The following is a 20,178-nucleotide window of genomic DNA, read 5'->3' on the forward strand; positions in this document are numbered from 1 at the left end:
AGCACCACCGCCTTCCTATGACCAATGCTCTGGGTTCCTGGGTGACCCAGAGGCTCCCGTGTCGGGGGCTTTCTTTGTGGCCGATCCCGCTGTTCCCGGCGCAGGAACGGGCGGGCGCGGGTAGCATGGTTCCATGACACAGCCCGCGACCGAGCTTCAGGAACTCATCGCCGCGATGGAGCAGCGCCGCGCCAAGGTCGAGGCGGGCGGCGGCCCCGAGCGGCAGGCCAAGCAGCGCGAGGGGGGCAAGCTGACCGCTCGCGAGCGGATCGAACACCTCCTCGATCCCGGCTCCTTCATGGAGCTGTCCACCTTTGTCGAACACGGCCGCAACCGTCTGATGGAGGGCGTGGACGCTCCCGGCGAGGGCGTGGTGACTGGCCGGGGCACCATCCACGGGCGGCAGGTCTTCGTGTTCAGCCAGGATTTCACCGTGCTGGGCGGCAGTCTGGGCAAGATGAACGCCGCCAAGGTCACCAAGGTGATGGACCTCGCCGCCAAGACGGGTTGCCCGGTCATCGGCCTGAACGACAGTGCGGGCGCCCGCATTCAGGAGGGCGTGGACAGCCTCAGCGGCTACGGCGAGATCTTCTACCGCAACGCGATCTACTCGGGCAGCGTGCCGCAGATCAGCGCGATCCTGGGGCCGTGCGCGGGGGGCGCGGTGTACTCGCCCGCCCTGACCGATTTCGTCGTGATGAGCCAGGGTAGCTCCTACATGTTCATCACCGGGCCGGAGGTCATCAAGTCGGTGACGCGCGAGGAGGTGACCTTCGACGGGCTGGGCGGGGCCGACGTGCACACCCGCAAGTCGGGCGTGGCCCACCTCTCCTACGAGGGCGACGAGGCCGTGCTCGCGGGCATCCGCGACCTGCTGACCTACCTCCCGCAGAGTGCCCGCGAGGAGACGCCCGTGCAGCCCTGCGCCGACCCCGCCGACCGCCCCAACCCCCGGCTGCTGGAGATCGTGACGCCGGACCAGCGCAAGCCCTACGACATGCATGCGGTGATCGGGGAACTCGTGGATGGGGACAGCTTCCTCGAAATCCAGCCGAACTGGGCGAAGAACATGATCTGCGGCTTTGCGCGGCTGGACGGCCGGTCGGTCGGCATCGTGGCGAACAACCCCAAGGTGATGGCGGGCACGCTGAACATCGACGCCTCGGACAAGGCCGCCCGCTTCATCCGCACCTGCGACTGCTACAACATCCCGATCCTGACGCTGGTGGACGTGACGGGCTTCCTGCCGGGGGTCGCGCAGGAACACGCCGGGATCATCCGGCACGGGGCCAAGATGCTCTACGCCTACGCCGAGGCGACCGTCCCCAAGATCACCCTGATCACCCGCAAGAGCTACGGCGGGGCGTACCTCGCCATGAACAGCCGCGACATGGGCGCGGACGTGGTGTACGCCTGGCCCACCGCCGCCGTCGCCGTGATGGGCGCCGAGGGGGCCGCCAACATCGTCTACCGCCGCGAGATCGGGCGGTCCGAGAACCCGGAGGCCACCCGCGCGGCCAAGATCGCCGAGTACAAGGAAACCTTCGACAACCCCTACGTGGCGGCCGCCAAGGGATACATCGACGACGTGATTCCGATGGAGGACACCCGCCGCCGCCTGATTCAGACCTTCGAGATGCTGCGCGGCAAGGAAGAGGCGCGGCCCTACAAGAAGCACGGGAATATCCCGCTCTGAGCGCGGGCACAGGGAAGGGCGCGGCGGGGAAGTCCACCCCGCCGCGCCCCCTTTCAATCCCAACGCCTCAGCGGGCGCCGAAGTTCTGCACCCAGTAGTGGCGGTAGCTGCCGCCCTGCGCGTAGCCCACACCGAGTTCTCGGAAGCTGGGGTTCATGATGTTGCGGCAGTGGCCCTCGCTGGCGAGCCAGCCCGCCACGACCTGCTCCGGAGTGGTCTGCCCGGCGGCGATGTTCTCCCCGATGGTGCGCCACGCGTACCCGGTCGCGGAGATGCGCTGCGCCATCGTGCGCCCGTCGAGGCTGGTGTGGCTGAAGTAGTTGCGCGTCGCCATGTCGGTCGCGTGGCCCTGCGCGGCCTGCTCGAGCTGCGCGTTGTAGGTCAGCGCGGGCGCCGCCGCGAAGCTGGTCGCGCCGCAGCTGCGGGCCTGAGCACGGGCGGCGTTCGTCAGCTCCAGCACGCGCCCGGCGTAGCCGCTCGGCGTGGTCGGCGCGGGCGCCGGGGCCGGGGTCGGCGTGGGGGCGGGAGCGGTCGCCGCCGTCACGGTCAGGGTGAAGTCGATGTAGGAGCTGCGGTAATTGGTGAGCGCCGCGCGAATCACGGCGTTCCCGGCGCCCGTGGCCGTCACCAGTCCGGTCTGGGTCACGGTGGCGACGGCGGCGTTGCTGGTGGTCCAGGTCAGCTCACCGGGGTAGGGGGCGCGGCCCCCGACCGTCACGTTGAGCTGCCGGGTCTGCCCCACCACCAGGGTTCCCGCGCTGGCCTGGGCCTCCAGCGTCCCGGCAGCCGGGGTGACGGCGGGCACCTGCGCGGCCGGGGCAGAGGGAGCGGAGGGGACCGAACCGCACGCCGCGAGAGACAGGAGGCCGCCGACCAGCAGAACTTGCTTCAGAGCAGACATAGGCCCCATCTCATCAAGCCAGCGTAGGCAGGGCATGAGTTGAGACTTCTCATCTCTCATTCTGAGGCAACGGTGTTGACGACGGCGACGGAAGCCAAAGGCTGGATTTTCTGACTCAAGGAATCTCTAAGCTTCTCACGCAGTCTGTGAACTTTCTCCTGCCTGGGCGGACAAGGTCACGGATTTCCGTCTTCGTTCATGAGGAAGAAACCTATCTCTTCTCCCTCCACGACCGAGATCGGGGAAGTGGGCGGCACGCTGGCGAGCAGGAATTCCCCCAGGGTCGCCGCGCCGTTCAGCAGGGCACCGTCCACCGCCGGGTCCAGGGTGCCCCACAGGTGCGCCCGCCCCCCGGCCCCGGCCGCCTGCCACAGGAGTGCTCCTACCGCCTCGCTCCCCGCGTAGGCGAGCATCAGGGCGTAGTCGCGCCTTCCCTCCAGCGAACGGGCCAGATGACGGGCCAGAGCGCTTCCCCACTCGGGCGTGCCGTGGGCCTCGGCCAATACGGCGGCCCAACGCGGCAGGTGCAGGCGCGACACCTGCTCGGCAGTGAACGGGGAGGGCGAGGAGTCGGCCCGGTACACCCCGCAGCGCAGGCTGGCGATCTCCTCCCCCGTTCCTCGCGCCCGGCCCGGCACAGCGACCAGCGGCGGGTGCCCCCGCGACCGCTGCCACGTGGCCGCCTCCCGCAGCCGCTCCGGAGCTGCGCCCGGCAGAAAGGCAGCATTCAGGCCCAGGACATTGACCCCCGGAGTGTGCAGCGCGACCCCGCCCGCCACCTCCGCCCGCTCTGAGGCAAGCGGCCCGTAGTACGCGAGAAGGTCGGTCAGGGCGGCGGACAAGGGGAGGGTCATGGGAAGCAGCCTAGACAAAACTGCAGACCAGACAGAACAACGCGCCGCCTCCGGGTGGGAAAGGCGGCGCGGCGTAGTGGTGACCCCAACGGGACTTGAACCCGTGTCTGCGCCTTGAGAGGGCGCTGTCCTGACCGCTAGACGATGGGGCCGTCCGAAGTGCGGGAGGTCCGCCCGTGGGCGGGGTCAGGCGCGAAGAGAAAGTGTAGGGGCACGTAGGCAGGGAAGTCAAGCCCCCCGGCTATTCCAGATCGTCGTAGTGGTGCAGCAGCGCCGCTTCGGGGTCGGCGCCCGCGTGGTGGTGCCGGGCCACCAGCCGGGCCACGCGGGGCCGCGCCCCCGCCCGCGCGAGCAGCTCGGCACCCAGTTCCGGGTGGTACGCCCGCACCGACAAGGCCCCGAAGGGCAGCAGCCGGGCCACCCGGTTGGGCACCAGCCCCACGAGCACACGCTCGGCCACCCGGTAGGGGCGAATGCTCTTGCCACAGTCGTGCAGCAGCGCGGCCGCGACCACCTCGGGAGGGGCCGCCGGATGGTCGCGCAGCAGGTGACGGGTGACCCGGCAGGCGTGCTCCCGGTCACGCGGGTCCATCCCCAGGAAGACGCGGGCCTCGGCGGGGGTCAGGTGCCCGGTCGCCCAGCCGTCCTGCGGGGCCGCGAGGCGGACGCTCAGGCTGCGGGCCAGCCGGGCGGCCTTGCCCAGATAGCCCCGCGCCTTGCGCCGAACCCGCGCGGCCACCGACAGGCGGGGCACCCGGCCGAGTTCGGCGGGTCCAGGCGCCGGGTCAGTCCGCAGCCGCTTCTCCCGCTCCGGCCTCCAGCGCGGCCAGGGCACGCTCGGCGCTCATGGCCGCGCGGGTGCCCGCGCCCACGCTGGTGGCGAGCTGACGGTAGACGTGGTCCGACACGTCCCCGGCGGCAAACAGCAGGGGCACGCTCGTGTAGATCTCGTCGGTGACCTCCACGTAGCCGTCGGAGCGCAGGGCCACCACGTCCTTCACGAAGTCGGTGTTGGGCACGTGCCCGATAAAGATGAACACCCCGTCAGTGGGCAGCTCGCTGACCTCGCCCGTCTCCAGGTTCTTCAGGCGCACGCCCGTCACGTGATCCGCGCCCTGAATCTCCTCGACGACCGTGTTCCAGATGTACTTCATCTTGGGGTTGGCAAAGGCGCGGGCCTGCGCGACCTTGTTCGCCCGCAGAGTGTCGCGGCGGTGGATCAGGGTGACCTCGTCCGCGAACTTGGTCAGGAACAGACCCTCCTCGACGGCGGCGTCCCCGCCCCCAATCACCACGACCTTCTTGCCCCGGTAGAAGAAGCCGTCGCAGGTCGCGCAGGTCGAGACGCCCTTGCCCCAGAAGTGTTCCTCGCCGGGGATGTTCAGGCGGCGGGGATTGGCCCCGGTCGCCAGAATCACGCTCCGGGCGCGGTAGGTGCCGCCGTAGCCGCGCACCGTGAAGGGGTACTCGTGCGCGTACTCGTCACGCTCAATGGCCTCGACCTCCTCCATCTCGATGCGGGCACCGAACTTCTCGGCCTGCTGCACCATGCGCTGGGCGAGTTCCATGCCGGGAATCGGCTCGGGAAAGCCGGGGTAGTTCTCGACCTCCTCGGTCTGGGCGATCTGGCCGCCGGGCAACCCCTTTTCCAGCACCAACGTGCTCAGGCCGCCGCGCCCCGTGTAGATGGCCGCCGTCAGCCCGGCCGGTCCGCCGCCGATAATCACCACGTCGAAGTCCTGGGTGGACACGGGAGTGCTCGTCATGCTTCCGAGCGTACCACCACGCACATTTGGGCATGGTCAGGCAAGCACACTTTATTTTTCAAAGCATCTGGGATCAAAAAAAGCCCCCGCACGGGGCGGGGGAAACTGGCTGGGGCACAAGGACTCGAACCTTGATTAACGGTGCCAGAAACCGTCGTCCTGCCATTAGACGATGCCCCAACGGGAGATGCTCTGGCGTGATGCCCGGCCGGAGGGCTGAGCGTGAGGGAGTATAGCCGCCCATTCCTGGGCCGTCAACTGCGGGCCAGGCCGGGCACCAGGGGGCAAAGGAGCCGGAATGCGCCCTGGCCGGGCTCGCACCTGCGCTTGCCCCCCCTATGGGGTGATGTTACACTGAGGTGTTGCCGCGCCCAAGCGCAGGTACAGGTATATGTGGGGCCGCACCCGAGCTGGAGGCGACCCCGCAGGAGGAGCAGGAGTTCATGGAAGACCAGACCCAGACCCCCGCCGCTGAGGGCGGGACCACTCAGCCCACGCCGGGCACCGAGCAAGTCACCAGCGGGCAAGTCACCAGCGAGCAGGCGACGCAGGCCCAGGCCGCGCCCGTCCAGGCGAGCGCCCCCGAGGAACGCGAGTACCCCGCTATGACCATGGAGGACGTGCTCGCCAGCGAGTCGACCGAGCACCAGATGGTGTCGCGCGGTGACATCGTGGACGGCACCGTCGTGTTCATCGGCAACGAGGGCATCGCGGTAGATGTCGGCGCCAAGGTGGAGGGCACCATTCCCCTCAACCAGATTGGTGACGAGCCGGTCACGCTGGAAGAAGCCCAGACGATGTACAAGCCCGGTGACAAGATCGAGGCGTATGTCGTGCGGGTGGACCTCGCCAACAGCCAGATCGTTCTCTCCAAGAAGCGGGCCGACCAGGACAAGGGCTGGCGCGTGCTCGAGAAGATGCAGGAGAACGACGAGGCCTTCGAGGTCGAGGTGCTCGAGAAGGTGCGCGGCGGCCTCGTCGCGCAGGTCGAGGGCATCCGGGCCTTCCTGCCCGCGTCGCAGGTCGACACCCGCCGGGTCAACGACCTCGATCCCTACGTTGGCAAGCCCCTGATGGTGAAGCTGATTGAGCTGAACCGCAAGCGTAACCGCGTGATCATCAGCCACCGCGCCATCATGGAGGCCCAGAAGGCCAAGGCGCGCGAGGCGACGGTCGGCCAGCTCGTTCCCGGTGCGCAGTTCGAGGGCGAGGTCGTGGAGATCACGGACTTCGGCGTCTTCGTCAACCTCGGCGGCATCGACGGGCTGGTGCACCGCAGTGAACTGACCTACGGCCGCTTCAACCACCCCCGCGACGTGGTCAAGGTGGGCGACAAGGTGCAGGTGCAGGTCATTGACGTGGACGAGGGCCGCGAGCGCATCAACCTCTCCATGAAGGCCCTGACCCAGGACCCCTGGGAGGGTGCTGTCGACCGCTACTCCATCGGCCAGCGCGTGAAGGGCAAGGTCACCAACCTGACCAACTTCGGTGCGTTCGTGGAGCTGGAGTCGGGCCTCGAGGGCCTGGTCCACGTCAGCGAGATGAGCTGGACCAAGCGCGTGCGTCACCCCAACGAGGTCATGAAGGAAGGCGACGAGGTCGAGGCCGTCATCCTGCGCATCGACCCCAAGGAGCGCCGCATCTCCCTCGGCATTCGTCAGACCACCGACGATCCCTGGAGCGCGCTGCCTGACCGTTACCCGCCCGGCACGCCCGTCAAGGGCAAGATCACCGGCATGACCGACTTCGGCGTCTTCATGGAGATCGAGGAGGGCATCGAGGGCCTGATTCACATCAGCGAACTCGACACGGCGCGCGTGAACAACCCCGCCGACCTCTTCAAGAAGGGCGACGAGATCGAGGCCGTGATCCTGAACATCGACCCCGTCGAGCAGCGGGCGAGCCTCTCGCGCCGCCGTGCCCTCGGTGGCGGCGGCCCGGTGCGCGACTACGTCAGCCAGGGCGGCGGCAGCCGCAGCGACCGTTACAGCGGTGGCGGCGGTCAAGGCGGCGGCAACCGTGGCGGCGGCCGTGGTGGGCGCGGCGGCGGCGCTGACTACAACTACAACGCCAAGGACGCCCAGCAGGGCGGCAAGATCAGCACGAAGCTGGGCGACGTGTACGCCGACCTCTTCGCGCAGTTCGGCCTCGGCGGCGACAAGAAGGACGAGGGCAGCACCCCCGCCGACACCACGGAAGGCACCGAGAAGCAGGGCGAGTAATCCCCTGACATCGGCGGCGAGAGGCCCACGGGAGTGATCCCGGCGGGCCTCTCCCCTTTTGGGTTCGCGGGGTAGGCTGGCCCCATGACCGCTTCCCTGACCTGGGGCATTCTCGGCGCGGCGCGGATCGCCCGTGCCCTCATTCCCGCGATCCGTGCCGACGGGGGCGAAGTGACGGTGCTGGGCACCCGCGAGCCGCACTCGGAACGGGTGCAGGCTTTCGCGCGGGAATGGGGCATCGGGCGGGTGGGCACCTACGCCGACGTGATCGCCTCGGACGTGGGGGCGATCTACAACCCGCTCCCCAACGATGCCCATCGCCCCTGGACCGAGGCCGCGCTGCGGGCGGGCAAACACGCCCTGACGGAAAAGCCGCTGACACTGAACGCGGGGGAGGCGCAGACGCTGGCAGATACCGCCGCCGAGACGGGCCGGGTATTGCTGGAGGCGTTCGCCTACCGCTTTCAGCCCCACGTGGCCCGGCTGCGGGAGATCGTGGTCTCGGACGAACTGGGGGAGGTCCGGGCGTTCCGGGGCGCTTTCGGCTTTCCACTGACCAATCCAGACGACTTCCGCTGGGAGGCCGAGATGGGCGGGGGGGCGCTCTACGACGTGGGGTGCTACCCGGTCAGTCTGGCCCGCCTCCTGCTGGGCGAGCCACGAGCGGTGACAGCCCAGGCGCGGTGGACGCCGGGGGGCGTGGACCTGGGCCTGAGCGGGACGCTGGACTTTGGTGGGACGCTGGCGAGCATCGACTGCGCCTTCGACTGGGGTCCGGCACCCACCCAGCGGCTCACGGTGGTGGGCACGCAGGGCAGCCTGGAGCTGGACGGAGCCTTCGAGAGCCACAACGGGGCACCCTTGACCCTGCGGGTCCGCACCAAGGCGGGCGAGCGTCGTGAGGCGTTTGCTCTCCACAACGGGTACGCGGCGATGGTGGCCCACTTCGGCCGGGTCGTGCGGGGGGAGGAGGAGGCCCGCTTTCCCCCGCAGGACGCGGTGCGGCAGGCGCGGGTGCTGGACGCGCTGTTCGCGGCGGCGCGGGAGGGGCGGACGGTCACGGTGGGCTGACGGCACTCACGGCAACGGCCAGCGCACCGTCCCGAGTTGATCGGTGCGCCAGACCTTCGCTCCCGCAGCGCCGATTCGTTCCAGCACATCCGGGTGGGGGTGCCCGTAAGTATTGCGCCCCACGCTGACCAGCACGTCGGCGGGGGTGCTCTCCCGAAGCACGGCCTCACCCGTGCTGTGACGGCTGCCGTGGTGGGCGGCCTTGAGCAGGTCGAGGTCGCCCACGCCCACCCGCGCCTCGCCCCAGGCATCCAGGTCGCCCAGCAGAGCGGCGCGGAAGTCGCCCGCCTCGACGGTCAGGGCGACGCTGTTGTCGTTGTCCTCGCTGGACCAGAAGCGGCCCTCGGGCCACAGGACGGTGAGGCGCACGCCCCCAGCCTCCACCCGGTCGCCCCGGCGGACCTCACGGACGGGCACACCTTCTTCACGTGCGACAGCGAGAAGCTCGGCCAGCACAGGATCGTCGGTCTTGCGCTGGCCGATCCACAGTTCGCCCACGGGCAACGAGCGCAGGACGCCGGAGAGGCCCTCGATGTGATCCGTGTCCGCGTGGGTCGCCACCACCACGTCCAGTCCCCTCACCCCCAGCGCCCGCAGCGCGGGAACGACCGTGCGGGTGCCCACGTCGTAGTCGGAGCCGACCGAGCCGCCGCCATCCACGAGAACCTCCAGCCCCCGCGAGCGGATCAGGGTGCTGTCGCCCTGGCCCACGTCCAGAAAGACGAGTTCGTGGGCAGGGCGAATCCAGCCTGGCAGGGACGTCAGGAGAGCACAACTCAGCGCAGTACCCAGCGCCACAGGTGCTCTCACCCGCCCCAGCAGCCATAGCACCCCGGCGAGCGCGGCCACCCCGTAAGCCACGAAGCCTCCCGCACCCACGTTGCCCCAGGTCAGCACCGGGGCTTTGCCGAAGACCTCCACGACGAACAGCAGCGCCGAGGCGAGCAGGCCCGTCAGCGGACTCAGGACCACGCCCAATGGTCCCAGCAACCCCGCTAGAAATCCCAGGGGCACCAGCGCGGCCATGATCACCCCCGCCACAAGGTTGGCGGGCAGGCCGACGAGCGGCAGTTGCCCGAAGGTGCCCGCGATGACGGGCAGGGTGGCGAGTTCGGCCAGCACGGTGGCGACGAGGGCGAGGCGCAGGGCCATCGGCCATCGGCCCGGCAGCCGGGCGGCCAGCTTGCCCGAGAGGGTCAGCCCCAGCACCGCGAGGAAAGAGAGCTGAAAGCCCACGTCCAGCAACCACAGCGGAAAGGGCAGCAGGCAGGCCACCGCCGCGAGCGCGACTGTGCCGTAGGGGTCGGGTCTGCCGCGTCCGAGTGCGAAGGCAACGAGCACGGCGAAGCCCATCAGCACCGCCCGCAGGATGCTGGGCGAGACGCCCACCAACATCAGGTAAGGAATGAGCAGCGCGGCGGCCACCGCGTAGCGCCACGCCACCTGCACCCGTAGCCGGATCAGCAGCCACACGACCACCCCGGTCAGCAGGGCCACGTTCTGCCCGCTGAGGGCCATCAGGTGCGAGAGGCCCGAGCGGGCGAAGGCGTCGCGCACCGAATACCCTTCCGCGAACTCCTCGCGGCCGATGTCGCCCCGGTCGCCCAGCTCGATGGCCTGCATCAGCGCGGCCTGCCGATCGTTCAGCCCGGCGGTCAGGCCCCGGCGGAACCAGCCGCGCCAGCCGCCTTCCGGGGTGTGGGCGCGGACCTCGGCGGCGGCGAGCACCGTCGTCGGCGTGGGGACCAGCAGCCCACCCTGCCCACGCAGCCACCCCGCCTGATCGAACCCGCCCGGAAGGCGCCGCCCCTCGGGGCGCACCAGACGGCCACTCACGGTGAGGTGGCCCGGTGGCTGGGTCGGTTTGGGCGACAGGGCCACCCGCGCCGGGGGATCGGCCAGCCGCAGAAATTGCCCGTCCCACTCGCCGCGCAGGGTGACGAGGGCACCCACCCAGGGGGTCAGTGGGTCCGGTTTGGCGGCGTTCAGGCGCTCGGAACCGAAGCCCAGCCCCAGGCCCACGACCGCGAGAAGGCCGAGGAGCGGACGGCGATCCAGCGCAGCGAGCACCACACCGGCCAGCATGACCAGCCCGCCCCAAACCAGTCCCAAGCCCAGCAGGATGCCGCCGATCACGCCGAGAGCGAGCGGGATAGGCCAAGCGAGGCGTCCGGCGGAGGCCCGTGTGCCGCTGAGGGTTGCCGGGGTTGAGGCAACAGGAGAAGCGGCGTGCCGTCCCAGCATCAGAAGGTGACGAGGGGCGTGAGGTCAGCGAGGGTCGAGGGGCCGATGCCCTTCACCCGGTCGAGGTCAGCCAGCGAGCGGTAGGGCCGCCCGGCCACGATCCGGGCCGCGAGGGCAGGGCCGATGCGCGGGAGGGCTTCAAGCTGTTCCGGGGTGGCCGTGTTCAGGTTCAAGCGGCCGGAGATGAGCGGCGTCACGCTGCCGGTGGTGGGGTACTCCGGCGCAGCCTCAGGCGGCGTGGGGGGCAGCGGCAGGGCCACCCGCGTCACGGTGGGGGTACTGACAGGCGGGCGCAAGGCAGGTCCCAGCGTCAGCGCCCCCACGGCCAGCAGGCCGCCCGCGAGCAGGGCTGTCCAGTGCCGTTCGGTGGGAAGCACGCCGGGAGTGTAGGGCGCGGCCCTCTGCGCGTGGGCCGCAAATGTGGAGCGCGGCCCCGCGCCCACCATGCGGGACACTCCCGCCGCCCACGCCCGTCCGCCAGCCTATGCTCTGCGCGTGACCTCCGTCCCCGCCTCCCGCGCCGCTCGCCTCACGCCCACCGTCTTGCTGTGCCTCGCCCTGGTGTATGTGCTGTGGGGCAGCACCTATTTCGGCATCAAGGTGGCGATCGAGAGCCTGCCGCCGATGGGGATGCTCGCGTTGCGCTTTCTGGCAGCAGGGGCGCTGCTGTACGGGTTCCTGCGCTGGCGCGGAGCACCGGCTCCGACCGCGCGGGAGTGGCGGGCCTCGGCGCTGGTGGGCCTCTTGCTGCTGGGGGGCGGCACCGGGCTGGTCACCCTGGCCGAGCGCGACGCGAGCAGCAGCGTGGCGGCGATGGTGATCGCGGTGTCTCCCCTCTTTGCCTCGCTGTTCGCGCGGCTGTGGGGCGAGCGCACCAGCGGGCGCGAGTGGGTGGGCATCGGGATCGGGCTGGTCGGCATCGTGCTGCTGAACGTGGGCGAGCTGCGGGCCACGCCGCTGGCCGCCGCGCTCCTCATCCTGGCCCCGCTGTGCTGGACCTTCGGCAGCCAGTGGTCGCGCCGCCTGCCCCTCCCCGCCGGGCTGATGGGCAGCGCTGCCGAGATGCTGACGGGCGCCGTGCTGCTGGGGGGGCTGAGCCTGGTGATGGGCGAGCGCTGGGGCACGCCCACCCCGGCCAGCCTGTGGGCGCTGGGTTACCTGGCGGTGTTCGGGAGCCTCGTCGCCTACAGCGCCTACATGTACCTCGTGGCGCACACCCGCCCCGCGCTGGCGACGAGCTACGCCTACGTCAACCCGGTCGTGGCCGTGCTGCTGGGCGTCGGCCTGGGTGGCGAGAGCTTGACCGGGCTGGGGTGGCTGGCGCTCGCCGTGATTCTGGCGGGGGTGGTGCTGGTGGTGTGGCCGCGTGGGGGGACATCGGCACCGGAAGCGTGAGGCCCGGCCGGATTACCGCTTGCTGAGCAGATACCCCTTGGGGTGGTGCCCGCCGCTGTACACCTGAAACAGTTCGCGGACGTGCCAGCGGTCCTGATCGCGCAGCAACCCTTCAAAGAGCCGGATCTCGTGGGTGACCACCGCGAGGCGGCCGTGGCGCGACAGCAGGCGGTGCATCTCGGTCAGGAAGGCGGGGTACAGCGCGGCGTTGGCCCGGTGCGAGCCGATCGCGTCGCCCCAGGGCAGGTCGCAGACGATCAGGTCAAAGGAGCGGGGGGGCAGGCCCGTCGCCAGGGCGTCCACCGCCGCCACCTCCACCTCCCGCCCGGCGGCCTGAAGGTTGGCGCGGGCGCAGGCGACGGCTTCTGGGTCGAGGTCCACACCCACCATCGCCGCCGACGGTCCCAGCAGGGCGCGTTCCACGAGGAGGGTGCCGCTGCCCGCCATCGGGTTGAAGATGCGGTCCTCCTCGCGCACCCCGGCGAGGCGGTGCAGGGCGAAAGCAATGGTCGCGTTCAGGCCGCCGCCCCGGTTGCAGACCCGCCACGCCCGCGCCGAGAGGGGCCGGGGGGTGATCCGCGCCAGCACCTCCCAGCCGGGGCCGCCTTCCTGGGGGCGCAGACGGACCAGCAGTTCGCCTTCTTCCGGGTCAAAGGGGAGGTTCAGCCCGCGCGACAGCTCCTCGGCCAGCCGGGTCATCACCGCCGACTCGCGGCCCGCCGCCGCCAGCCGGAAGGAACGGTGGCCCCCCCAGCGCACGACTTCCCCCAGAAAAGCCGTCAGTTCCCCGAGTTGCTGGTGCCCCAGCAGGCCGCGTGGCCGGGGCACGTCCCAGGCCCGCACCCGGTAGGCCGCCACCGCCCCGCGCAGCCGGGTCAGGCGCTCGGGGTCGCCGGGATACCAGAAGCGCAAACCCCGGAGGTCGCGGGCGAGGGGCACCCCGCGCAGCTCCTCAGCGGCGACCTCCTCCAGGCCGGGCAACGCCTCCAGCACGTACTCGTGGGCGGGCTGGCGGGCGCGGTGGTCGCCCTTCGGTTTCTGCGGGCGGGTGAAGGTGGGATTCTTCTGGCGGGACGGGCTGGGGCGGGCGGGGCGGGGCATAGCAGGGCAGTATACGGGGCGGGCCGCGCTGCCGGGGCCTCCAGAGTCTGCGCGGGTGTAGAATCGCGCGTTCCCGCATGACCCGCCCTCCCCATCCCCCCTCCACCTCGTGGCCGCGTGCCTCCGGGCGGCCCCGCCGGGCGCTCGTGGCCCGCTTCACGCCGCCCCAACTCATCGCGCTGGTGTACCTCGTCGGCATCGCGCTGGGCACGGCGCTGCTGCACCTGCCGGGGGTGGTGGCGCCAGGGGCCGAGCTGAACTTCGTGGACCGCCTGTTCACCGCCACGAGTGCCATTTGCATCACCGGGCTGGTGGTGGCCGACACGGGCGAGGCCTTTACCCGGCCCGGCCAACTGCTGATCCTGCTGCTGTCGCAGGTGGGCGGGCTGGGCATCCTGACCTTCGGGACGCTGTTCGCGTTCCTGACCGGGCGGCGGGTGAACTTCTCCGAGCGGCAGCACCTCGTGCAGCAGATCAACGCGCTCGACGTGGGCGGGGTGCTGCCCCTCATCCGCACCATCTTCCTGTACACCTTCGTGGCGCAGGCGGCGGGGGCCGCGCTGCTCGCCCTGCGCTTCGTGCCGCAGTTCGGGCTGGGGGAAGGGCTGTATCAGGCGGTCTTTCACTCGGTAAGTGCGTACAACAACGCGGGCTTCGTGGTGGTGCCCGGCGGGATGGGGCAGTACGCCGCCGATCCCCTCGTCAGCCTGACGATCAGCAGCCTGATCGTGCTGGGCGGGCTGGGCTTTCTGGTGCAGCTCAACGTGCTGGGGCACCTGCGTCAGCCCCGGCGCACCCGGCTGCTGACCTACTCCAAGATCACGCTGGTCACGACCGGGCTGCTGCTGGGGCTGGGGGCGCTGCTGCTGCTCGCGCTGGAGTGGGGCAACGCCCGCACCCTCGGCCCGCTGGACACGGGCGGCAAGCTGATCGCGGCCTTTTTCCAGAGTGTGACCCCGCGCTCGGGCGGCTTCGCCACGGTGGACATCTCGTCGATGACGAGTGCCAGCCTCTTTCTCCTGATCGGGTTGATGTTCATCGGGGCGAACAGCGGCTCGACCGGGGGCGGCATCAAGACGAGCACCTTCGCCATCCTGGTGGGCAGCGCGTGGAACATGGTGCGGGGCCGGGGTGACCTGATCGTGTTCGGGCGGCGCATCCTGCCCGAAAACCTCGTGCGGGCGGGCACCGTGACCACCCTGTACACCCTGATGGTCGCCACCGCCTTTTTTGCGCTGCTGGCGACCAACCCGAACCTGGGCTTCACGCACCTGATGTTCGAGACGGTGAGCGCAGCGGCGACCGTGGGCCTGTCCATGAACACCACCCACCTCATCAACGACCCCGGCCTGATCATCCTGACCGTGCTGATGTACCTGGGACGCATCGGGCCAGTGACCTTCGCGGTGGCCTTCAGCCTGCGCAACCAGCAGAGCCGGGCGATCAAGTACCCGCCCGAGCGGGACATCCTGGTGGGCTGAGCCGCCCCTGGGCTAGCCTGTCCCCCGCCATGAGGACTCATCCATGAAGACCAAACAATGCCTGGTGATCGGGCTGGGCCGCTTCGGGACCGCCGTGGCGACCACCCTCTACGAGATGGGCCACGAGGTGGTCGCCATCGACCGCGGCGAGGAAAACGTCGAGCGGGTGATGAACCTCGTGACGCACGCGGCCGTCGTGGACGCCTCCGACGAGCGGGCGCTGCGGGCCATCGGGGTGGGCGACTTCGACGTGGTGGTCGTCGCCATCGGGACCGACGTGCAGGCGAACATCCTGGCGACCATGAACGCCAAGAGCCTGGGCGCCCCCTACGTGGTCACCAAGGCGGTGGACGAGATGGCCCGGCGGGTGCTGGAGCGCATCGGGGCCGACCTCGTGATTCGGCCCGAGCACGACATGGGCGTGCGGCTGGCCCGGCAGATTGCCACTCCCAACATCGTGGACACGCTGGACCTGGGGGGCGACTACGCCATCGTGGAGATCGAGGCCAACGAGCGGCTGCGCGGGCGGCTGCGCGACCTTAACCTGACCGGGCGTTTTGGCGTGCAGGTGATCGCGGTGAGTCGGGGCGGACGCATCGAGGTGACCCCCCGCGCCGAGGACGAGTTGCGCCCCCACGACAAGCTGGTCGTGATCGGGACGGGGCACTCGCTGGACGAGTTGCGGCGGTACCTGGGGGACTGAAGCCTGAGGCCGCCAGCGGATCACTCCTCTTCCGGCACCGCCCGCACGTTGGGGCACTCCAGCCCGCGCAGGGTCAGGGCCTCCACGACCTCGCGCGGGGGAAGGGTGCCCTCGACCCGCGTCTGGGCGGTGAGGGGGATGGGCTGGCCGGTGGTCCTCACCTCGCTTCTCACCCCCAGACGCAGTGCCCGCTCCACGCAGGCCACGTCGGTCGGGGCGAGGGTCAGGGTGGTGCGGCGCACCCCGTTGACGAGGGCGACGGAGACGGGGGCAGGCGAGTAGCCCTCCAGCACCCGCGCGGCCCGCGTCTGTCCGGCGAAGGCACCTGCTATCGCCGCGAGCAGCGGCAACCCCGCCGCCAGCCCCCAGACCACGCCCGCCCGCGCCGCCCCCGGCCGGAGCAGCAGCACGACCAGCGCCCCGGCGAGGGCAAACGCGAACAGCAGGTAGAGCGTGGGAAGCACAGTCAGGCGCCCTCCGCCAGCAGCGCCCGCGTGGCCCCCTCCAGGTCACCGCTTCCGGCGAGGCTGCTGCCCACCAGCACCGCGTCGGCCAGCCCGCGCACGCCCGCGAGGTCGGTGGCGGTCCGGTAGCCGCTTTCCGCGACGAGCAGGCCCGTGAAGCCCGCCTCCCGCGCCCGGCGAATCAGGCGGGGGCTGACCCCGAGGTCAATCTCCAGGGACCGCAGGTCGCGGTTGTTCACCCCGATGATCTCAGCCCCCGAAGCGAGCGCCATCTCCAGTTCGGCCTTGTCGTGGACCTCGACCAGCGCGTCGAGGCCGACGTGGTGGGCGGCCCGCAAGTACTCGCCCGTTGCCTCCCCCAGCACGCTCACCATCAGCAGCGCGGCCGAGGCGCCCCAGTCGGCGGCCTCGCGCAGCATGGCGGGGTGGACCACGAAGTCCTTGCGGAGGGCCGGGGCCGTCACGGCTCCCACGACCTCGCGCAGCGCGTCTGGACCGCCGCCGAAGTGCCTCGGTTCGGTCAGCACGCTGATGGCCGAGGCGCCGCCCGAGACGTAAGCGCGGGCCGCCGTCGCCGGGTCCAGGGGCGCGATGGCTCCCTGGCTGGGGCTGGCCCGCTTGACCTCCGCGATCAGGGAGAGGCCGGGGCGGGCAAGGGCCGCGTGGAAGGCCCTTGCCCGCGTCCGCTCCGGCCCGAGCTGGGGGTCGGCTCCCGCGTAGTCGGCCACCCGCTCGCGCACGATGCGCCCCAGGACGCCGGAAATGGAGATGGACTCGGGCAGCGGCGCGGCGGTCATATGGGCGGGAGTATAGGGCGGTGGGGGACTCCCTCCCGCCGGGCGCCCCGTCCCGTGAGGCCCGTGTTAGCCTGAGCCCCATATGAGCCTCGCCCCCGGCAACGGCCCCGTGCAGATCACGCAGGAGCAACTTCAGGCCCGCATTCAGGAACTCGGCCACAAGATCCGGCAGGACTATGCGGGCAGGGACCCGCACCTGATCTGCGTGCTGAATGGTGCGTTCATGTTCCACGCCGACCTCGTGCGGGCAGTTCAGATGCCCTGCACCATCGACTTTCTCCAGGCCAGCTCCTACGGGGACGCCAAGCAGTCCAGCGGCGAGGTCAAGCTCGTCAAGGACCTGCAATTCCCCATCAGCGGGCGGCACGTCGTGCTGGTCGAGGACATCGTGGACACGGGCATTACCATGAACTACCTGCTGCACTACCTCCAGGGACGCGGCCCGGCCAGCCTCAAGGTCGCCGCGCTGCTGAGCAAGCCCAGCCGCCGCCGGGTCGAAGTGCCCGTCGAGTACCTGGGCTTCACCATCCCCGACGCCTTCGTCTACGGCTACGGCCTCGACCGCTCGCAGTTCGACCGCAACCTCCCCTTTATCACCAGCCAGGCGTAACGCGTGCGCTGGGGATGGCCTGCGCTGCTGGTTGTCCTCGCGCTGCTGGCCGGGGTGGGCGTCTGGCAATCGCGCGAGAGCCGCTGGCGTGGGCCGCTGTACTGCATCGAGAAGCCGGGGCAGGTCTGGGGCGTCTCTCCCCTGCCCGCCGGAGCCACCCCCACCTGCCCCGAGAGCCGCTCCTACCGGGAGGAGGTGCGTTCGGGGTACGCGCGGGTCGAGCAGTACGTGCTGCCCGGCTGGCGTCCCCGCGTGCTGATCCCCGCGCTGGAGGCGGGCGGCTACGTCCCCCAGGGCGGACCGGAGGGCCTCTACCGGGACGACGACGAGTTCGCCGCGCTGCTGAACCGGGGCACCGAGCAGCTTCAGTACGTGGCCGAGCGCCTGCCCGGCCCGCAGACGCGCGTCACGCTGAGCGGGCGCTGAGGCTCAGGTTTCCCGCTCGTCGCGCACGAGGGCCACGTAGAGCGCCTCCGCCTTCGCCCGCGCCCACGGCGTGCGGCGCAGGAATTTCAGGCTGGACGGCACCGATGGGTCGTTCTGGAAGCAGCGGACGGGCACCCGGCGGGCCAGTTCCGCCCAGCCGTAGTGCCCGGCGAGGCGTTCCACAATCTCCTTGAGGGTGACGCCGTGGAGGGGATCGGGCGAGGGACGGGTCATCCGGCCATGTTGGCACGAGGAGCGGGACCCGGTGCCCTGCCCCCTGACCGAGTGCCTGTGCCAACATGCGCGGGTGAATCCCCTGCTCCTGCGCTCCATGATCGTGACGGGCGGCCTGATCGCGGCCCTCAACGTGCTGTTCGCCGGATTCGAGCACGGCTTCGGCAACCTGCCGCTGTGGTTCTGGCTCTCGCAACTGCTGCTGCTTCCGGCCATGCTGCTGCCCGCCCGCCTCTTCCCGGTCGCGGCGACCACCCGGCCCTTTCTGCGCCGGGCATCCATCTACGCGCTGGGGTGGCTGGCCCCCTACGGCGTGTTCAAGGTGACGGGCGACGCGCTGCGGCCCGACTTCAGCCTCGACGCGTCGTTAATCGGTCTGATCGTGCTGTGCTGGATTTTTGGGCTGGTGTTCGCCACCCTTCGCAAGCCGATCTGAGGCTTCAAGCACAGGGCCGCCCGCAGCGATGTGGGCGGCCCTCCTCTCTAGCTGGCTCAGACGACGATGCGCCGGAAGGCCCCGTCCTCGCCCACCACGGGCAGCTGGCCGTACATCAGTTCCTGCTCGACGACGCGGGCGATGTCCTCACCGAGCTGCTGGGCGTCACGCTCCTCGGTTTCCAGCGGCTGGGCGATCACATCGAAGCCGCGCAGGGCGTTCACGTCCTGGTGGCGCACCTCGACGCGCAACTCGTCCCCGGCGACCTGCGGGGTGATCTGGATGCCCTCGGGGTGCTCGTAGGTGAAGGCGGTGCGGAAGGCGGCGAGGGCTTCTTCGAGGTTCACGGGGGCAGTCATGCGGGCAGTCTGCCGCGCTCCTACCTGCTCCGACTGCTGTTCGCAACACACCCCTATGGGCGGGTGAAGGGCGGGTAAAGGCCCGGCGCCTATACTCGGCCCCACATGACCACAACCCAGCCTCCCGCGCCGCCCGTGCGCCCGCCCGCCGCGACCCCCGTGAGTCCGTGGGCGCTGTCGGCCTTCTGGTTCGGAACGGCCTTTCACTGGCTGCTGCTGCTGCTGATCCTGATGCCCGCCGACGTGGTGCGCTTCGTGGGAGAGGAGCAAAAAGGCAGCTACCTGGGGGCGCTGGTGGCGGTGGGCGCCGTGATCGGGCTGGTGCTGCCCCCCATCGTGGGGGCGCGGAGTGACCGCTCGGGGCGGCGGCTGCCCTATATCCGGCTGGGATTGGCGGTCAATCTGGCGGGACTGGCCGTGATGGGCTTTGCGGCCACGGCACTCACGGGGGTGGGGGGCTTCTGGGTGTACGTGGCAGGCTTCCTGCTGGTGCAGTTCGGCAACAACTACGCCACCGCCCCCTACAGCGCCCTGATTCCGCAGCTCGTCGCCGTGCGTGAGCGTGGGCGCTACAGCGGCGTGATGGCGATGCTGCAGGCCTTCGGGCAACTGCTGGGGGCGGTCGCCGCCTTCGGGCTGGGGGCGCTGGGGCTGCCGTCGTGGGTGTCCTTCGCGCTGATCGCCCTGCTGCTGCTCGGCCCGGCGCTCGTCACCCTGCGGGGCGTGCCCGCCGAGCTGGACCGGGTGGAGGGGGCGGAACAGGCCCCCAGGTTGAGCTGGGCGCAGGTGTTCGCCTACGCGCCCTTCCTGTGGGTGTTCGTGACGCGGGTGCTGTTCGCGCTGGGGCAGTACAGCGTGCAGCCCTTCCTGCAGTACTACAACGCCGACGTGCTACGGCAGACGGACGCGGGCACGAGCACCTCCATCATGCTGGCGTGCATCATCGTGGGGAGCATCGCTTCGGCGCTTGTCGGCGGGCGGCTGAGCGACCGGGTGGGCCGCAAACCCGTGATCTACGTGGCGGGCGGGCTGATGGCGGGGGCGGCGCTGCTGCTGCTCGTCGCGCCGGGCTTCCCGGCGGCGCTGGCCCTCGCGCTGGTCTTCGGGCTGGGCTTCGGGGCCTTTACCAGCGTGGACTGGGCGCTGGGCAGCGACGCGATGCCGAGCGCGGGGAGCTACGCCCGCGACATGGGCATCTGGCACGTGGCTTTTGTCGCCCCGCAACTGTCCAGCGCTCCGCAGGGCGCCCTGCTGGACTGGGGCAACGCGCAGGGGGGCAACCTGGGCTACACGCTGGTCTTCGGCCTCGCGGCGCTGTTCTTCGTGGCGGGCGTGGTCTTGGTGCGGAACGTGCCCGACCGGGTGCATGAGAGGGCGGCCTGAACCCAACCTTGAGACGGTGCGGCTCCCCCTACAAA

Annotated in this window: 21 protein-coding genes and 2 tRNA genes; 10 read left to right on the forward strand and 13 right to left on the reverse strand. The window is 70.5% G+C overall.

Annotated features, from left to right (window positions below):
- Positions 1–133 precede the first annotated feature (133 nt).
- The gene (locus C3K08_RS08855; protein ID WP_104990979.1) at positions 134–1,696 is read left to right on the forward strand and encodes an acyl-CoA carboxylase subunit beta; all 1,563 of its coding nucleotides are present in this window, start codon (positions 134–136) and stop codon (positions 1,694–1,696) included.
- A 67-nt stretch (positions 1,697–1,763) separates the two neighbouring features.
- On the opposite strand, the gene C3K08_RS08860 is transcribed toward C3K08_RS08855, so the two are convergent.
- The 6 genes from C3K08_RS08860 to C3K08_RS08885 all read right to left on the reverse strand — a co-directional run bounded on the left by C3K08_RS08860 (position 1,764) and on the right by C3K08_RS08885 (position 5,397).
- Complete coding sequence (locus tag C3K08_RS08860; protein WP_158679902.1) at positions 1,764–2,597, reverse strand: CAP domain-containing protein; 834 nt, start codon at positions 2,595–2,597, stop codon at positions 1,764–1,766.
- 176 nt (positions 2,598–2,773) lie between these two features.
- Positions 2,774–3,451, reverse strand: coding sequence for a hypothetical protein (locus tag C3K08_RS08865; RefSeq protein ID WP_104990981.1), 678 nt, complete (start codon positions 3,449–3,451; stop codon positions 2,774–2,776).
- Between the two features lie 77 nt (positions 3,452–3,528).
- Positions 3,529–3,603: transfer RNA gene (locus C3K08_RS08870), tRNA-Glu, on the reverse strand.
- An 89-nt stretch (positions 3,604–3,692) separates the two neighbouring features.
- Positions 3,693–4,205 (reverse strand): HDIG domain-containing metalloprotein, encoded by a 513-nt coding sequence (locus C3K08_RS08875; protein ID WP_104991998.1) that lies wholly within the window; start codon positions 4,203–4,205, stop codon positions 3,693–3,695.
- A gap of 31 nt (positions 4,206–4,236) precedes the next feature.
- Positions 4,237–5,217, reverse strand: a complete 981-nt coding sequence (gene trxB, locus C3K08_RS08880; RefSeq protein ID WP_104990982.1) for a thioredoxin-disulfide reductase — start codon at positions 5,215–5,217, stop codon at positions 4,237–4,239.
- 106 nt (positions 5,218–5,323) lie between these two features.
- A tRNA-Gln gene (locus tag C3K08_RS08885) sits at positions 5,324–5,397 on the reverse strand.
- 263 nt (positions 5,398–5,660) lie between these two features.
- Here C3K08_RS08885 and C3K08_RS08890 point away from each other — a divergent pair.
- Together C3K08_RS08890 and C3K08_RS08895 are read left to right on the forward strand one after the other, a co-directional pair.
- Positions 5,661–7,439 carry a 30S ribosomal protein S1 gene (locus tag C3K08_RS08890; RefSeq protein ID WP_104990983.1) on the forward strand — a complete coding sequence of 593 codons (1,779 nt, stop codon included), beginning with the start codon at positions 5,661–5,663 and terminating at the stop codon, positions 7,437–7,439.
- Positions 7,440–7,523: 84 nt separating this feature from the next.
- Positions 7,524–8,510 carry a Gfo/Idh/MocA family protein gene (locus tag C3K08_RS08895; protein ID WP_104990984.1) on the forward strand — a complete coding sequence of 329 codons (987 nt, stop codon included), beginning with the start codon at positions 7,524–7,526 and terminating at the stop codon, positions 8,508–8,510.
- Positions 8,511–8,516: 6 nt separating this feature from the next.
- Here the strand turns inward: C3K08_RS08895 and C3K08_RS08900 are convergent, their stop codons facing one another.
- Complete coding sequence (locus C3K08_RS08900; protein ID WP_104990985.1) at positions 8,517–10,754, reverse strand: DNA internalization-related competence protein ComEC/Rec2; 2,238 nt, start codon at positions 10,752–10,754, stop codon at positions 8,517–8,519.
- On the reverse strand, positions 10,754–11,131 hold the full coding sequence (locus tag C3K08_RS08905) for a ComEA family DNA-binding protein (protein WP_234009030.1): 378 nt from the start codon (positions 11,129–11,131) through the stop codon (positions 10,754–10,756). Before C3K08_RS08905 ends, C3K08_RS08900 begins: the two co-directional genes overlap by 1 nt.
- Before the next feature lie 118 nt (positions 11,132–11,249).
- On the opposite strand from C3K08_RS08905, the gene yedA reads away from it, so the two are divergent.
- Entirely contained in the window at positions 11,250–12,149 is a 900-nt protein-coding gene (gene yedA / locus C3K08_RS08910) for a drug/metabolite exporter YedA (protein ID WP_234009031.1), read from the forward strand.
- A 12-nt stretch (positions 12,150–12,161) separates the two neighbouring features.
- Here yedA and C3K08_RS08915 read toward each other — a convergent pair whose 3' ends face one another.
- Complete coding sequence (locus C3K08_RS08915) at positions 12,162–13,250, reverse strand: methyltransferase domain-containing protein (RefSeq protein ID WP_104990988.1); 1,089 nt, start codon at positions 13,248–13,250, stop codon at positions 12,162–12,164.
- Positions 13,251–13,327: 77 nt separating this feature from the next.
- Between C3K08_RS08915 and C3K08_RS08920 the strand changes: the two genes are divergently transcribed.
- Positions 13,328–14,731 carry a TrkH family potassium uptake protein gene (locus tag C3K08_RS08920; protein ID WP_104990989.1) on the forward strand — a complete coding sequence of 468 codons (1,404 nt, stop codon included), beginning with the start codon at positions 13,328–13,330 and terminating at the stop codon, positions 14,729–14,731.
- Between the two features lie 43 nt (positions 14,732–14,774).
- A complete protein-coding gene (locus C3K08_RS08925; RefSeq protein ID WP_104990990.1) occupies positions 14,775–15,434 on the forward strand; it encodes a TrkA family potassium uptake protein in 660 nt (219 codons plus the stop codon).
- 20 nt (positions 15,435–15,454) lie between these two features.
- Here the strand turns inward: C3K08_RS08925 and C3K08_RS08930 are convergent, their stop codons facing one another.
- Together C3K08_RS08930 and trpC are read right to left on the reverse strand one after the other, a co-directional pair.
- Positions 15,455–15,898: a hypothetical protein gene (locus C3K08_RS08930; RefSeq protein WP_104990991.1), complete on the reverse strand. Its 444-nt coding sequence runs from the start codon at positions 15,896–15,898 to the stop codon at positions 15,455–15,457.
- Between the two features lie 2 nt (positions 15,899–15,900).
- Positions 15,901–16,695 carry an indole-3-glycerol phosphate synthase TrpC gene (gene trpC / locus C3K08_RS08935; RefSeq protein ID WP_104990992.1) on the reverse strand — a complete coding sequence of 265 codons (795 nt, stop codon included), beginning with the start codon at positions 16,693–16,695 and terminating at the stop codon, positions 15,901–15,903.
- 82 nt (positions 16,696–16,777) lie between these two features.
- Between trpC and hpt the strand changes: the two genes are divergently transcribed.
- Complete coding sequence (hpt, locus tag C3K08_RS08940) at positions 16,778–17,305, forward strand: hypoxanthine phosphoribosyltransferase (protein ID WP_104990993.1); 528 nt, start codon at positions 16,778–16,780, stop codon at positions 17,303–17,305.
- Between the two features lie 3 nt (positions 17,306–17,308).
- Positions 17,309–17,731 carry a hypothetical protein gene (locus tag C3K08_RS08945; protein ID WP_234009032.1) on the forward strand — a complete coding sequence of 141 codons (423 nt, stop codon included), beginning with the start codon at positions 17,309–17,311 and terminating at the stop codon, positions 17,729–17,731.
- 3 nt (positions 17,732–17,734) lie between these two features.
- Here the strand turns inward: C3K08_RS08945 and C3K08_RS08950 are convergent, their stop codons facing one another.
- On the reverse strand, positions 17,735–17,965 hold the full coding sequence (locus C3K08_RS08950) for a VF530 family DNA-binding protein (RefSeq protein WP_104990994.1): 231 nt from the start codon (positions 17,963–17,965) through the stop codon (positions 17,735–17,737).
- Between the two features lie 73 nt (positions 17,966–18,038).
- On the opposite strand from C3K08_RS08950, the gene C3K08_RS08955 reads away from it, so the two are divergent.
- Positions 18,039–18,401 (forward strand): hypothetical protein, encoded by a 363-nt coding sequence (locus tag C3K08_RS08955; RefSeq protein ID WP_104990995.1) that lies wholly within the window; start codon positions 18,039–18,041, stop codon positions 18,399–18,401.
- 56 nt (positions 18,402–18,457) lie between these two features.
- On the opposite strand, the gene C3K08_RS08960 is transcribed toward C3K08_RS08955, so the two are convergent.
- On the reverse strand, positions 18,458–18,760 hold the full coding sequence (locus C3K08_RS08960) for a hypothetical protein (protein ID WP_104990996.1): 303 nt from the start codon (positions 18,758–18,760) through the stop codon (positions 18,458–18,460).
- Positions 18,761–18,865: 105 nt separating this feature from the next.
- Here C3K08_RS08960 and C3K08_RS08965 point away from each other — a divergent pair, with 105 nt between their 5' ends.
- Complete coding sequence (locus C3K08_RS08965; RefSeq protein ID WP_104990997.1) at positions 18,866–20,143, forward strand: MFS transporter; 1,278 nt, start codon at positions 18,866–18,868, stop codon at positions 20,141–20,143.
- Positions 20,144–20,178: the final 35 nt, after the last annotated feature.

The organism is Deinococcus sp. NW-56, assembly GCF_002953415.1.
Lineage (GTDB): Bacteria > Deinococcota > Deinococci > Deinococcales > Deinococcaceae > Deinococcus.